This window comes from Lysinibacillus sp. LK3 (assembly GCF_001043675.1).
Classification (GTDB): Bacteria; Bacillota; Bacilli; order Bacillales_A; family Planococcaceae; genus Lysinibacillus; species Lysinibacillus capsici.
On sequence record NZ_LDUJ01000014.1, the window covers coordinates 565,552 to 580,036 of the forward strand.

The 14,485-nt window shown below is 35.7% G+C and carries 16 protein-coding genes; 6 read left to right on the forward strand and 10 right to left on the reverse strand.

Annotated features, from left to right (window positions below; genetic code table 11):
- The first annotated feature begins 6 nt into the window (after positions 1 to 6).
- Together VK91_RS10740 and VK91_RS10745 are read left to right on the forward strand one after the other, a co-directional pair.
- Positions 7 to 1,050 (forward strand): phosphotransferase family protein, encoded by a 1,044-nt coding sequence (locus VK91_RS10740; protein ID WP_048392532.1) that lies wholly within the window; start codon positions 7 to 9, stop codon positions 1,048 to 1,050.
- A gap of 290 nt (positions 1,051 to 1,340) precedes the next feature.
- Positions 1,341 to 1,556, forward strand: coding sequence for a DUF3955 domain-containing protein (locus VK91_RS10745; protein WP_048392534.1), 216 nt, complete (start codon positions 1,341 to 1,343; stop codon positions 1,554 to 1,556).
- A 36-nt stretch (positions 1,557 to 1,592) separates the two neighbouring features.
- Here VK91_RS10745 and VK91_RS10750 read toward each other — a convergent pair whose 3' ends face one another.
- Entirely contained in the window at positions 1,593 to 2,078 is a 486-nt protein-coding gene (locus VK91_RS10750) for a tetratricopeptide repeat protein (protein ID WP_048392536.1), read from the reverse strand.
- Between the two features lie 30 nt (positions 2,079 to 2,108).
- The gene (locus tag VK91_RS10755) at positions 2,109 to 2,552 is read right to left on the reverse strand and encodes an SMI1/KNR4 family protein (RefSeq protein WP_048392537.1); all 444 of its coding nucleotides are present in this window, start codon (positions 2,550 to 2,552) and stop codon (positions 2,109 to 2,111) included.
- A gap of 185 nt (positions 2,553 to 2,737) precedes the next feature.
- Between VK91_RS10755 and VK91_RS10760 the strand changes: the two genes are divergently transcribed.
- A complete protein-coding gene (locus tag VK91_RS10760) occupies positions 2,738 to 3,580 on the forward strand; it encodes an alpha/beta fold hydrolase (RefSeq protein ID WP_048392539.1) in 843 nt (280 codons plus the stop codon).
- Positions 3,581 to 3,661: 81 nt separating this feature from the next.
- Here VK91_RS10760 and VK91_RS10765 read toward each other — a convergent pair whose 3' ends face one another.
- The 3 genes from VK91_RS10765 to VK91_RS10775 all read right to left on the reverse strand — a co-directional run bounded on the left by VK91_RS10765 (position 3,662) and on the right by VK91_RS10775 (position 5,685).
- On the reverse strand, positions 3,662 to 4,084 hold the full coding sequence (locus tag VK91_RS10765) for a hypothetical protein (RefSeq protein ID WP_048392541.1): 423 nt from the start codon (positions 4,082 to 4,084) through the stop codon (positions 3,662 to 3,664).
- 142 nt (positions 4,085 to 4,226) lie between these two features.
- Positions 4,227 to 4,802 (reverse strand): GNAT family N-acetyltransferase, encoded by a 576-nt coding sequence (locus VK91_RS10770; RefSeq protein WP_048392543.1) that lies wholly within the window; start codon positions 4,800 to 4,802, stop codon positions 4,227 to 4,229.
- Between the two features lie 16 nt (positions 4,803 to 4,818).
- Positions 4,819 to 5,685 (reverse strand): AraC family transcriptional regulator, encoded by an 867-nt coding sequence (locus VK91_RS10775; protein WP_048392545.1) that lies wholly within the window; start codon positions 5,683 to 5,685, stop codon positions 4,819 to 4,821.
- Between the two features lie 267 nt (positions 5,686 to 5,952).
- On the opposite strand from VK91_RS10775, the gene VK91_RS10780 reads away from it, so the two are divergent.
- Positions 5,953 to 6,708: a bifunctional 2-polyprenyl-6-hydroxyphenol methylase/3-demethylubiquinol 3-O-methyltransferase UbiG gene (locus VK91_RS10780; protein WP_048392547.1), complete on the forward strand. Its 756-nt coding sequence runs from the start codon at positions 5,953 to 5,955 to the stop codon at positions 6,706 to 6,708.
- A 47-nt stretch (positions 6,709 to 6,755) separates the two neighbouring features.
- Here the strand turns inward: VK91_RS10780 and VK91_RS10785 are convergent, their stop codons facing one another.
- Positions 6,756 to 7,949, reverse strand: coding sequence for a Ger(x)C family spore germination protein (locus VK91_RS10785; RefSeq protein ID WP_053075695.1), 1,194 nt, complete (start codon positions 7,947 to 7,949; stop codon positions 6,756 to 6,758).
- Between the two features lie 142 nt (positions 7,950 to 8,091).
- Here VK91_RS10785 and VK91_RS10790 point away from each other — a divergent pair, with 142 nt between their 5' ends.
- On the forward strand, positions 8,092 to 8,475 hold the full coding sequence (locus tag VK91_RS10790) for a VOC family protein (protein WP_048392717.1): 384 nt from the start codon (positions 8,092 to 8,094) through the stop codon (positions 8,473 to 8,475).
- Positions 8,476 to 8,636: 161 nt separating this feature from the next.
- Here the strand turns inward: VK91_RS10790 and VK91_RS10795 are convergent, their stop codons facing one another.
- The gene (locus VK91_RS10795; RefSeq protein WP_048392549.1) at positions 8,637 to 9,551 is read right to left on the reverse strand and encodes a class I SAM-dependent methyltransferase; all 915 of its coding nucleotides are present in this window, start codon (positions 9,549 to 9,551) and stop codon (positions 8,637 to 8,639) included.
- Between the two features lie 134 nt (positions 9,552 to 9,685).
- On the opposite strand from VK91_RS10795, the gene VK91_RS10800 reads away from it, so the two are divergent.
- Entirely contained in the window at positions 9,686 to 10,120 is a 435-nt protein-coding gene (locus tag VK91_RS10800; RefSeq protein WP_048392550.1) for a hypothetical protein, read from the forward strand.
- Between the two features lie 1,394 nt (positions 10,121 to 11,514).
- Here VK91_RS10800 and VK91_RS10805 read toward each other — a convergent pair.
- The 3 genes from VK91_RS10805 to VK91_RS10815 all read right to left on the reverse strand — a co-directional run bounded on the left by VK91_RS10805 (position 11,515) and on the right by VK91_RS10815 (position 14,401).
- Positions 11,515 to 12,249 (reverse strand): bifunctional 2-polyprenyl-6-hydroxyphenol methylase/3-demethylubiquinol 3-O-methyltransferase UbiG, encoded by a 735-nt coding sequence (locus tag VK91_RS10805; RefSeq protein WP_048392554.1) that lies wholly within the window; start codon positions 12,247 to 12,249, stop codon positions 11,515 to 11,517.
- Between the two features lie 294 nt (positions 12,250 to 12,543).
- Positions 12,544 to 12,741 carry a hypothetical protein gene (locus tag VK91_RS22855; RefSeq protein ID WP_197078714.1) on the reverse strand — a complete coding sequence of 66 codons (198 nt, stop codon included), beginning with the start codon at positions 12,739 to 12,741 and terminating at the stop codon, positions 12,544 to 12,546.
- A 235-nt stretch (positions 12,742 to 12,976) separates the two neighbouring features.
- On the reverse strand, positions 12,977 to 14,401 hold the full coding sequence (locus tag VK91_RS10815) for a VanZ family protein (RefSeq protein WP_048392556.1): 1,425 nt from the start codon (positions 14,399 to 14,401) through the stop codon (positions 12,977 to 12,979).
- Positions 14,402 to 14,485: the final 84 nt, after the last annotated feature.

Sequence of the window (14,485 nt, forward strand, 5' to 3'; positions counted from 1 at the left end):
AATAGAATGGATACGATGCAAGTAAGGTCAAGTGAACGTTTAGATTTTGATAAACTACATGCCTTTTTAGAGAGTTATTTCACTGAGCTTCCACAGGGGAAGCTTGAAATAGCACAATTTAGTGCAGGGCATTCCAATTTGACGTATTGTTTAAAAATAGCTGATTTTGAAGCTGTTCTACGTCGTCCTCCGCTTGGACCAGTTGCCAAAAAAGCGCATGATATGAAGCGGGAATTTACGATTTTATCGGCACTGCATCCATTTTTACCATCGGTTCCAAAACCATATGTCTATGTAGAGGATCGAGACATTATCGGTAGTGATTTCTTTTTAATGGAGCGCAAAAAAGGAATCGTCCTTGATACACATTTTCCAAAAGGCACAGAACCAACAGAGGAGCTAGCACGTCAATTGTCCGAACTGATGGTTGATTCTTTAGTTGCATTACATGCTATTCCTTATCAGGACACTCCGTTAAAGGATATCGTGAAGCCTGACGGATTTCTTGAAAGACAAGTGTATGGCTGGATTGAGCGTTATGAAAATGCGAAAACAGCAGAACATGCAGAAATAGCGATGTTAACAGATTGGTTAAAAAACAATCTTCCGTCCAATCATGAGGCAACCATTATTCATTACGATTATAAATTGAATAATGCAATGTTCTCCGAGGACTATACCGAAATGATTGGCCTTTTTGATTGGGAGATGGCAACAGTAGGGGACCCACTTGCTGATGTTGGTGTAGCAATGAGTTATTGGATGCAAGCGGATGACCCGAAAATGCTATTATATGCACTTGGTGAACCACCAGTAACTGTATTACCAGGCTTTTATACCCGACAGCAATTTATTGATCGTTATGCAGAGAAAAGTGGGCGAGATGTGTCAGCTATTCATTATTACTGTACATTTGCTTATTTTAAATTAGCCGTTATTTGTCAGCAAATCTATTATCGCTATGTTCAAGGACAAACGCAGGATGATCGCTTTGCTCAGATGGATAAAATGGTCGCTGCCCTCATACAACAAGCTTCTCAATCAATATGATTTTATGGAAAAACGGTTACTTTTAATAAAGTAGCTGTTTTTTAAAGCCTATTATAACAGATTATCCGACATAAATTTATATAATTATTTATACTAACTCGCACAAAATTTACTCAAAAAACATAATAAATCACGTACAAGAAATTAAAAGAGGAGGGAACGTTTGTTCTTTTAGGCAGGAGTGTTAATCAATAACTATTTATTGTTTTTCGATAAAAAATAATTGACTTGCAATAAAAATAACGCTATCATCAATTACAACAAGGATTTAACAAATGGAGGAAGAAATAATGGGGAAATATTTACTTGCCACAATTCCGATGATCATGGGGATCGTATGTTTATTTATAAAAGGCCTTATAGGAGATGAGATACTAGCAGATGGTACGATAGTGGAGAAAAACTTCTTTTTAATTCCATTGAGCTATTTATTTTTCTTTAGCGGTATACTTACATTCTTGATTATGGCGTTATCTTCTACATTCAAAAAGCAAACTTCCATATAATAATGCTAAAAACAGGCTCTAAATAGGGCCTGTTTTTTATAACCATGTTTGATCTAGCTTATCACAGTAGTAGTGAATAGCTTTTTTATAATCTTGAATGCCTTGATGATTGGCTGTGCGTAATATCGTGTTCAATAATGTTTCCATTGATTTTACATGTTCGCCAAGATTATAGAGTGTCATGGCATAGAAGACCTTGATATGCTCAGCCTTGGGGAACTCTTGAATGGCTTGTTCAAAGATCCGTTTTGCTTGCTCGTATTGTCCTATAGTCCGATAGGTGCTCCCTAAACCAAGATAGGCATCCACTAAAACTTCTGGCTCTAGCCCCAACTTTATCGCTTCTTCGTAGTGCGGAACAGCCTCTTTTTCCTGCCCTAAAGAATCAAATGTCCAAGCACATTGAAATTGATAATAAGCATTTTGAGGCTGTTCCTTGACCAGTGCCACCATACATTGATTTGCTTCCTCAAGCTGTCCGTTTTTTCTTAATGTAAGTATGTGTTCTAATTGTTTGTCCATTATATTTAACCTCTTCTTTACTTAAGTAACTTACCATTCATAAAAACAATCTTCTATCAGCAACTCAAATGAATCAGCTATTCGCTTAATTTCTCCACAATCATGATCGCAAATAAAAACATGGCCTGATGGATCGATGAAAATAGGATTACCCCCACCATCCATTGAAATAACATAGCTCGTTTCTAAAACATTTGGAGATAGGAACTCTTTATATTGTTGACGGAAATCCAGTGTTAAATCGACAACGGTTTCGTTTCCTAGACTTGAGCCGTTAGAAAAAGCATGGATTGCTATACCTGCATATGCCCCACCAAACGTTTCAATGAACGCTACGTAATCGCTGTGAAATTGTACATGAAGTTTTTGCTGTGCCTCTATGACTTCTCTTTGACTTGCAGGTTTACCCACTAACGTTTGATGCTTTTCATTAAATAAAAATGACCGCAAACGCTTTATTAGATCTTCCTTCATAGACATTCTCCTTTTATTCAGTATACACGATCCTTCATTGCTAGGAATCTGTGGGAATGATATTGTTAATGTAAATAATAACATCTACTGGGGTGATAGAATGCTAGAGCGTTCAATGGAAAAAACACGGGAAAACCAAGAGGGAAGGGAGTGATGATACAAAAATAGAAAAGAGGATGAAGAAAATGACATATCAAAAACTTATGTGTGATGGATTTGAATTAAACTATTGTATAAAGGGGCAAGGCCAACCAATTTTAGTGGTGGGGAGTAGTGTTTATTATCCACGTCTGTTCTCAGAAGACTTTTATCAACATTTCCAGGTGATTTTTTTAGATCATCGAGGTTTTGGTAAGCCAGCTCAAGCATTTACGCAAGAAGATTACACATTAAACAAAATAGTGAAGGATATGGAGTATGCGAGACAAATCCTACAGCTAGATAATTTAATAGTGTTAGGACATTCAGGACATGCATTTATGGCAATGGCGTATGCCAAAGCCTATCCTCAGCATGTTCAAAAACTCGTTCTATTAAATACAGCAACATCGAATAGTCAAGAAAGACAGCAACAAAGCTTGTCTTATTTTGAGGCACATGCAAGTATGGAGCGTAAACATCAATTTGCGCACGAAATAGCCTTATTGGAACAGGATCTAAAGAAGGAGCCTGAACGACGCTTTGTTCATATGTGTATTCGTATGGGGGCGCATAGTTTTTATGATTTTATGTTCAATGCTACCTCTATGTGGGATAACGTTCATCCGAATATGGAAATTATTGATTATCTATGGGGAGTAGCTTTTGCGGAGCAGAACCTTTTACAACAAATGCTACAAGTTAACAAGCCAATTTTTCTAGGTCTAGGCAGGTATGATTATTTAGTAGCCCCTATTTCATTATGGGATGCAGTAGATCATATTCCCTATGTAAAGAAAGTCATTTTTGAAAAAAGTGGTCATAATCCTATGTTTGAAGAGCCTGTATTTTTTAATGAACAACTAATTCAATGGATAAACGAGAGGTAGTCGAATGGCTGGTTATGCTTGTATAGCAATTAACCAGCCTATTTTAATAATAAAAAGAGAAAAGCCAAAGTATCAACTACCTCAACAAGTTTTACGTATTGCATCAATGTTTTGACAGTCCATAATGACAGGCCGTGCCATATCATTGATTTGAAGGAAGTACCCGCAGCAGCTTTGCGGAATAAGATAAATAAAGTATATTCCTAGAAATTGGCTGCCATCTGAGAGGTATACATCTACTAAAGTCCCTGGTTCAAAACATTCTAAGTGACTACAAATACAGCTTTGACAATGCTTTTCAATTTGATTTTGTTTCTGATATTTTTTTTCAAATTGGGGACTATTATAATATTTTATTTTATAAGAATCTTCCTCAATAATAGGATGATCTACGCTGGGAGAGTGACCAAAGTAAAAATTCTTTGAGTCACAATAGCATTTAGAAAATTTATGATAATTGTTAAATTCCCAATTCATTCGTGTTAAATATCTGTTTCCATCCATTTCTAAAACGCTCCTTTATGATTACAATGTCATGCTAGCATGAGTCATCTATTTCTAGTCTATGTTAAAGAGCCCTTTAGGAGATGGTAAAATGTCCATTTATCTGTACAATATAAGAAAAGACTAAACTCATTAGTAGAGTTTAGTCTTTCAAATTGTAATCGCCTTTCAATAAGCCGTATATCTCTAAATCAACAACACCCTTACCAGACCATAATGAAGCTTGTCTCAGAAGACCTTCTTTTAAAAATCCATTTTTTAACAAAACCTTTTTCGAGGGTTCATTTAAAGGCATGACTTCTGCCTGTATTCGATTAACATTTACCTCTTCCAATAAAAATTTTACGATTGTTGCAACTGCCTCTGATGCAATGCCTTTTCCCCAGGATGCTTCAGCTAAATAGTAACCGATTGTTACCATATCTACTTTTTGATTAAAGTCCATCGCTTCGATAATCCCTACTAGTTTTTCACGCTGTGATATTTCGAAGATCCCCCATTTAATCCTGCTTTTCTTCGTATAATCACGTTCAAAATGGCCAATCATTTTTTGAACAGTTTGAAGGTTATGTTTTGGGATGATGCCACAATACTCAAATACCTTGTCATTATCATAAATAGCAAATAGCTCTTGTATATGTGAGTCTTCAATTTTTTTAAATTGTAAATTAGCTGAATGTAGGGTAGGGAACTGCTTAAATACTTTCTCAATAATCATCGACCTTGCTCCTTTATTATTCTTTAATGGGAATGTAGATTTTCATTTTCATCTCCTGTGGATAGATCGATTGCATGACATCGGTTATTTCAAAATCAGGACCCGTATCGCGCTCATAATTAGAATTCGGCAACCATACGCCATAAATATAACGTCTTGTATTTTGAATTCCTTCCGCAGTACCATTCAATGTAAATTCTGCATATTTACCAGCAGGAATTTCAAGGTGGGTGAAGCCTTTCTCTAATTGCTCCTCAAAGATTTCGACTTCCTCTCCTACAATAAAAGAAAACCGGCCATCCTCCTGAAAGTTTGTAGAAATGCCATACGCCATATTAGGGGCTACCTTATGGGAGATTCGTTCATAATATTGCTGCTGACCAAAATCCAAATAAAAGCCAGGGATTTCTGCATAGTATTGTTCGTCTTGTAAGGACGTTTTGTATTCATAGCCTGTAATACGTTTTTTAGATAAGTGAAGTATTTCCGGTCGCTGCATAGGGAGTTCTCCTTCCAGTTTATAATCCAAAAAGTTTATTTTGGTTTGAAATGGTATGGAGTTGGCTCCTTTTCGGTATTTAGCAGGTGTGACACCAAAATACTGAACAAATGCCCGTGTAAATGCCTCCTGAGAACCATATTGAAAGTTGATTGCAATCTCAAGTATATTCTGCGTTGTTGTTGCTAATAAGGAAGCTGCTTCAGAAAGCCTCCTGTTGCGAATATACTGCTGCACAGAAAAACCTGTAATGGCTTGGAAAAGTCGTTGGAAATGAAATGCTGAAAAGTAAGACTGAGAAGAAATATCTGTAATCGTTAACTTTTCACGTAGGTTTTTCTCAATAAACTCTATGGCGTTTTGAATTCTTTCAAAATAATCCATACCATCATCCTTTCTTAACTCAATGGTACCGTTTAATGGGAAGGGTTTTTTGATAATTTGTGCTAATTTGTACATTAAATTGTAATGTATAGGAAATCAATAGAAACATTGATTAAAACAACAAATAAATGTATAATTTAACTAAATTTACAAGAAAGTGAGTGATAGATGATGATAGTCAGCTCTGTTTTCCCATTGAATATAATTAAGGTGCGGGAGAATAAATAGATTAGTTGATTTCTTCCGCAAACAATCGGAGGAGAATATATGTACAAAAATTACGGACCGTTAAGCACAGCACTTTATGATTTTACGAAACCAGTTGGATACTCGCTTGATGGAGATATTGAATATTATCTAGAACGACTGCAAGGTGTAAAGGGGAAGATTCTAGAAGCAGGGGTTGGTTCTGGACGTTTCTATATTCCTTTTATGGAAAAAGGCTTTGATATAGAGGGAATTGATCATTCCCCTGAAATGCTAGCATCCTGTCGAAAAAGATGCCAAGAACGAGGATTGACGCCAGTGCTGTATGAAGGGAATGTTTGCCAATTCACCTTAGGGCAACAATACGAAGCCATTGTTATGCCTACAGGCTCATTTTGTTTAATTGAAAATCATCAAGAAGCACTATCAGCATTAACCTCTATGTATCAGCACCTTGTCCCTGGTGGGAGACTCCTCGTAGATTTATTACTTCCTACAGACTGGAAAACAGGAGAAATTACGACATCTTACCATCAAATTTCACAAGATGAAGGAATTGCCCTTGAAAGAAAATCGATTGCCATGAATTGGGTGGAGCAATATACGCTGATGGTTTTAAAATATGAGAAGTGGCAACAAGGCACATTAAGTGATACGGAACTACAAAAGTTTTTATTACGCTGGTATGGGATTGAAGAATTTAAGCTTCTATTACAAAGTGTTGGCTTTTCTGCAATAACTTGTTCTGCGCATTATAAGTTCCTTCAACAACCAACTGAAGAAACGTCACTCATAACGTTTGAAGCGGTACGTTAATTAAAATGACCAGTACTCCTTAAAAGAGTACTGGTCATTTTTACGAATTAGTCAAGCTTTAATTTTGTTGCAGTTCCTACTCCTTTTGTATGCACATCGACTTCAATTTGAACTTCAAGATTAGGGTAGAGGGTTTGCCAGTTCTTTTTAATTCGATTCCATGCTTGATAGTCCTCTCGATGTAGTACATTACTAAATTTTAATAAATCGGCTTGATAGGTTTGTTGAATTGTTTGAAGTGTACGTTCTAATCGTTCCTTGATTTGTCTGCTCGTTTCTTTATTTAAAGCATCGATGGTTTTTGATTTTGTTAAATCCAAAGAGCAGCTTACCTCTGCAACGTTTTGCTCAATATCAAGTTTAATGGAAATCGAGGGTACATCATTTTGAAAATGACCCGTCATTTTAGTAGAAGAATTAATAATTTCTGTTGAGATTTTCCCTTCTTCAGGACAAGCAATAATTTCAAATGTACTTTTTATATTATTATTTAAAAAATTATAGTCTCTGCTTTCTTGTTCTGTTAAATAGCCGATGAGCTTATAATTTTTAAAAATAGCCAGTCCACCATATTTTAATTGTGCAGGGCTATCAATTTTTTCTATATTCGAGCTAAAATCTCCAGCATCTGCATCACCGTATATATGAATAGAGGGTAAGACGGCACTATGATCAATACTGCCTAACGATTGAATTAAATCATCAAGAATAACAGATTCTGTTGTGCCCAATACTGCTTCAGAAACCTTTAATGATTTAAACATTTTGCTAGCAGGCACATCCTCTAAAGGGGTTAAAACACTTAATATTTCTTGTGCAGTCGAATCATGAGAAACAATAAAATTAAAATCACTTCGTCCTTCTGGGTCTCTTTGAAATAAATCTAAAATGCTATTCATACCTTCCTCAGCCATTTCTTCACCAATAATAATAATTTGGGCATGCGCATAATAAGGCTTTCTAGGTGTTAGCGCCGTTAATTTTCGAATGGCATCAAATAATGATTTACCTTTTGCATGGTGGGTAAAAACAGGGACTTGAATGCCAGATGCTTTGTTCGAAGCCACTTGACTTGGATTAACAATCTGAACAGAAATTTCGAATTGCTCGTCCGATTTATCCACACCAACAGCCGTAACAATAGCTAGTTCGTTTAACTCCCGCTTATTCCAGCATCCACCTAGTAAAAGAAGTACTGACAGCAATAGGATGAATGATACCTTGTGTTTAATGGTGGACACCTCCTCCAGGAAAAGAAGACATTTCCGATACTATTAAGGATAAGCAAAAGACAGGCAAAATAATCAATAATGAAAATCTCAATGAATCTTTTTGAAGGAGAATAAAATGAAGAAAACAAACTGTGAAATGGAGGTAAGAAAAATGAAACAATCCTTATTTAAAGGTGTAGAGGCCATTTTTATTCCAATAAAAGATCCTAAATTATCGGCTAAATGGTATGAGGAAATACTCGGATTTAAGCTTCAATATATAGAAGAGGGCGCAGCAGTTATGAAAATCACTGAACAATCCACCACGGTCATTTGCTTAGTAAAAGCTAAGGAGCATCAGCCATGTCATTTTCCAGACAATCACTTTGGTGTGGGGAAATATGTAAACTTCCTCTCTCGAAATATTGAAGAGACCTATTTATTTCTAGTGGATCATCATGTCCAAGTCGAGGCTTTAGAAGGAGAAGGAGATACCAAATTTTTTACCTTCTATGACCCTGATGGGAATCCTTTAGGTGTTTGTCAATCATTATAAGCGGGTCACTGCGTTAACAGTGACCCTAGTAACAAATCTAGGAGGTGTAAGGCTAATTAGCTTTACACTACTATAGTATACTAATTCTCTATGTTGAAATAGTTAATTGCCTGGGTAATAAAAAGAAAATTTAGAATTTTATAAAATTAAATGGGATGGACCTATTTTTTAACAATATGCATGTAATGGATAGTTTCAAAAGCACATAAGTAATCTGTTCGATTTTGAAAATACAGCTCTTGAATCGCTGTAGGAGATAGATGTTCATATATAAGCAAACCTAATCGATCTAGCATCCTCTCCATGTCCTCATAAGCATAGCATGATTTCATTGGTTCACCACCAACTGCGGCCATTTTGACCATGTTTTCTACTCTATTGGAGAGTCCTTTTTCCGTGAAGAGTGTTTCATCAGCATAATCCAAAACAATGGAACTACCTGATGGAACTAAGGCAAATAGATGATTGAGTAAACTTGTTAATTCATCTTTTGTTAAATAATAGGACACACCTAACAGACTAAAAAACGTTTTTTTAGATTGAAAGCCTTGCTCTGAAAATAATTGAGATTGAAATTGCTTTGTAAAATCCATAGGTACAAAATGCAGATGATTCAAGAGAGGGAGAGAAGCTTCCTGTAATCTTTTCATTTTGGATGCCTGTGTTGCGGGATAATCCACCTCAAAAATTTCTAGCATGGTTTGTCCTTGTTGCTGACGATACGGAAAAGTATCAAAGCCAGCACCTAAGATAACATATTGCTCGACACCAAGCTGTATTTCGCTATGCAAGACCCTTTCACAATAAGCAGCACGTGCCAAAGGAGTTGGTGAGAGTTGAACTTGTGTAATCCATTTTATTAATTCCTTTGAATTGTCTTTAAACTTTGTAGCGATATCTTTATTAAAAAATTCAATGCCTTGTATCAAATTAGCTTGGATATTTTGATATTCTTCTTGTGAAATCAATTCTTTGGCTATATAATCATCAAAAATTTTCGGCGTATCAAATTGGCTATGGTAGGCTCTACTAAAGGCAGCAACTAATGAAGTGATACTAGATTCCTGTTGATTCATACCAACACTCCTTAACAAAAAATAGGATTCCCCTGGCCAGGAGAATCCTATTATATATAATATTTATTTAAATGTAAATTTTAGCATAAAAACATTTTTTTGTCAAGTTATAGATACTGAGAAAGAGGAGTAATATGAAAAAATTTAAAATAGGCTTATCTTTACTCTTAGCAGTAATTGTTAGTGGTATGCTCATTACATGGAAAGATCAAAGCTATTCTGCTATTGATCTGTTAGAAAATGCTAATTTTCATGTGGAAAATTCCACTGTTACGCTACATCATATAGATACAGATACAGAAGATATCTTTTCTGAAATGAAAATATCAAAAGAAACACAGCAAGAATTGATACAGTCTTTTCAACAGGCAACATTCAAAAAAACAGCCATAAAAACTATTGATTACGATTACCGAATGACAATTTCACTCAATACAAGCTACCCGATGTTCATTGATTCTAAAAATAAAATATTGGTTCTCCTTAACACAAATGAAAGCTTTGAACTGATAAAAGATCACGCTTTTTTTAGTCTTTTAGAAAAAGCAACGGAAGATTCACAGAATTAGTTAGTATCCAACACAAGCTAAATAAGTAGGGATATAGCATAGATCTTACCTGTGAATTATGTAGATGAACCAACTGGGAATGGTGAATTTCACACCTCCTTTTATAGTGACCATTCTGATGAAGAACTCGGTATCTGATATGAGGTGAAAAATAAAGGCACACAACAATTTAACTGGAGTGTCACGGCTTCGGAAGGGAAAATATGGACTAAAGGTAGAGTAACAAATATCTTTACTGGAAAAAGAAGCCTACATAAGTCAGAGGGAGCGTGTGCTATGTCAATTAGTATGGTAGATGGAGCTGACCGCGTGTTTGATTTTGCCATTTAATTAGTAGAGTAAAAAATTTTTAAGAATGTGTAACTTTTTAAAACATCAGCCGTCTAACTCATCAGTAGAATACAAAGAACTAAAGCAAACTAGTAACATTCACTTTTCACAAAAGGGCCAGGATTCACATTTTTTTGTGTTTCCTGGTCTTTTTGTGGTGGTGGTCCTATAATTTAACGAAAAAATAAAGAAATTTATGAAACCTTTAGCCTGTTCATTCGTATTGTAATTTGAATCTAAAGCTAGACAAGATTTAGTAAGATTCACTTTCACTTAAAAGACTAGAGCTTACATCATCATGTGAGAGTCTAGTCTTTTTTGTATGGTTGTTCAGATATTGTTCAGTATAATATGTTAATCTATGAATGAAGATATTTCATAGTCTTCAACCTAAACGCAAAATGGCCAGTTCTCTTTAAAAGAGTGACTGGTCTTTTTGTTTAATGTTCCTTTAGCAGACTTAGATTCTTCAGCATATTTTATGAATAGCACGAAAAAGTTAGTAGCTTCACCTATCATAGTTAAAACCATAGAGACCTGTATGGTTTTAACAGCCATGTCATGCTTTCCCATCACCAAGCGAGAATGATGAAGTGGATTTCACGCTTTCAGCAGAAATTTTTCAGTTAGAGCAGAGGGAGGATTGTTATCACTTTCAGTTTGTAGAAACATACTTTAAATTATGTGAAAATAGCAAACAGTCACCCATACAGTGGGGCTGTCATTGGTAAATGACCCTGTGTTATGAGCTACGGTTAGTCATTTATGAGATTTCATTATTTCTTATTTTAATGAAACTAAGAAAGACTTAAAATTTGATAGAATGATTTATTTTCTCGAAAAAGCATTAATTCCCCCTAAAATCCTATTGGAAAATATTTTAACTTGTTCAGCGCCTCAAGTTGTCGTAGTATTATAACGAATCAAAACTAAGTAAGTTAGTAAGATTCACTTTCACAATAAAACCAGGTGCTCCCCAAAAGAGAGCATCTGGTTTTTTGTTTATATACGATATAGCTGTATACTTAGCGATACCCGATCCATATTGCCTAAGCACACAGTGATTATTTTTTCTCAGCTGCAATGATTAAAAACATAGGTCTCCGTAGTTCATCTTGCATGTCCGGAATATTTTTTAGCATTTCCTCTGAAGGCATAGGTTCCTTCACCGCACTTATCGTAAATCCAGCTTGTATTAAGACATTCATATAAGTAGACAGTGTGCGATGGTATTTAATAACATTTTCGGTAAGGAAGGTCGTTTCTCGAATGCCTTCTGTCTGATAATGATCAACTGCCCAATGCAGGCGGTTGCCATTCTCATCGTATACCCAATCTTGTTCATTGCGTGATGTGTATATAGGATGCTCTACAGAAAAGACAAATGAACCATTAGGTTTTAGATAAGCATAAACCTTCTTACAAAGTGCTTCGAAGGATTGTACATAGTGAATTGCTAATGAACTAATTACTACATCAAATTGAGAAGCGGAGAAATGGATATCTTCGATCGGCATCTTTAAATAGGTAATAAAAGGATCATTCGTTTTTTCCTGCGCTTTTTGCAGCATTTTTTCTGATAAATCCACACCAATTACTGATTTTGCCTGTTGTTCACGGGCATAGCGACAATGCCAGCCGAAGCCACAGCCTAGATCAAGTACGGTCTTATCCTGGAAATCTGGAAGAAGTGCTTTTAATACGTGCCATTCACCTGCCGCGTCTAGTCCTTGAACAGAACGTGGCATTTTTTCATATTCGGAAAAGAAATTTATTTCATCATATTTATTTTGTTTCATGTATAGAACACTCCTATCAATTAAGTTCGCCCCCTAAATCTACTGACAACCTAGGAGGCTAGCTATCTTCTTCTAACCATTGTTCCACCTCATGTAACTATTTTTTTTACTATAACACATGATCATTCAGGCGTACCTAAAAAATAGGAGAAGAACAGACTTGGCGTCACTTGATTATGAGTAAGAAATAAATAATAAGTATTAGAGGAAGCCGAATACACTCATCGTCAAATCAAAAAGATCCCATCTCTAAAATTTAGAGATGAGAGCTACTGTCCTTTATATACTTTTAATCTAACCACTCAATTGAACAATCGTTAAGGAGCGGTTAGCATAACTAGCGACGAAGGAATCTGAAGCTGCACTGGCTCCTACCAAATCCCCTGCGGCTAATGTAGCTTGAACCACATAGGCCGAGCTACTTCTATTGACAACATTAAAGACTGCAATGCCGTTTAGAAAAATCGGTTGACCATTGACGGTAATGCTCACTGTGAAAAATGGTTGATCAGGATCAGGGGCTGCTGTTGCTTGCGCATTAATCGAAATGGTGATTTGATAGACACCGTCATTTTGAACTACAAAGTCATTCCCAGATGGGCTAACCGTTTTGTTAGAAGTAGTCCAAAGTTTGAGATGTTGATAGAGAAATTAACTGTTTCAACTCATATAAAAAGAAAGCCCAGTATCAAGTCTGGGCTTTCCTTAGTTAGCGGTATCAAAAAAGCTACTTTCTCGCCTGAATCAAGGTGAACCAACTTTTTCCATTGAATGTACCAGAAACTCTGTATATGGGTTGATAGAAATCTTTTGTATCATACATATACGAGAGCTCTATTAAATCAACAGTAAGCTGATCGCCTTTTTTTATCAACAGTTCTTCTTCTGTTACGAGTGCATTATATTTTATCTGTGGAAATTCGCCCTTCTTAATTCGCTCATAAACCTCTGCAGGTGACAAAATATTTACTTCACGGATCAATTGATGCTCATGAATATTATACGATAATGAATACAAACTACCATCTGGCTTCAAACCGAGCTCTACTTCACCAAGCCAATAATCTTGGTTCAATTCAGCTTGGTCAGGAAGCGTCCATTCAAATACGCCATTATCCAAAGCTGTAAACTCCCCATCTTTAGGAAGGAGAGAAAGCTCATCCATCATACTCTTTGCCTTCTTCACAAGTGTCTCTTGCACAGCTAAGGAAGGTTGCACGGGCGTATAAAGATCGTCTGTTAGCGACCAATTTCCCTCTGAATTAATAAATAGCGTATACGAGTTCTCGGCTTTATCTTTCAATAAGAGCTCACGATCACCACTAATATCCTGCCGACTTAACTCTGATAAATCAAATTTCTTTTGCAAAAAAGTCTCAACTTCATCTGTATGAATTATTTTTTTATACACGGGGGCAACGGTAGATGCTGTATGTAAATCTAATGAGGTGGTTACATCAACATCCGACATATTTGATTTTGTGTAGGCATTAATTGCTAAATGACCAAATTCCTCTTGAGCGTAGACAATCATCATGCCAATAAAAATCAAACCCATCATGAGAGGAATGGCTAGGTTTCCGATCAAACTTTTCATTTTTATTTTTTTATGCTGAACAATGGAAGATCCTAGTCTATAGAACTGGTATCCAATAATCCCACCAAGCGAGTTGTTGATTAAGTCATCAAGCTCGAAAATCCCTGCTCCTGTAAGTGTTTGATACGTTTCAATGGATAAGGTTGCCATCACCACTACAGGAAGAAGCCATTTAAACAATTTAAATTTAGAGAAAAGTAAAGGTAAGAAAATGCCTAGTGGCACAAACATTAAAATGTTAAAAATACAATTTTGAAGATCACGTAACGAGTATTTCTTCCATGCATCTATATAGCCACTAAATGGTTGGAGATTCATTTGCATGAAATGGGAAGAACCACGCCCAAAAATCGTTAGTTCACACACAAATACAATATAGCCGATAAAGAGTGCTACAAGTATCAGTTGCTTAAAGTTTATTTTTTTTCGATTTGACTGTTGTTTTTTATGATAGAGGAAATAATAAAGTCCAATAAGTAAGAACTCAGCACCAACTATAAGGATGACTGGCAACATTAAAATTCGAATGTTATTCATAATATCTGTAATGCCCAAGACAAGATGCTCCTAACTATGTTAATCTATTTGTCGACTTTTCTTATTGTAAATGGTAATTATTAATAATTATTGAGAAAAATT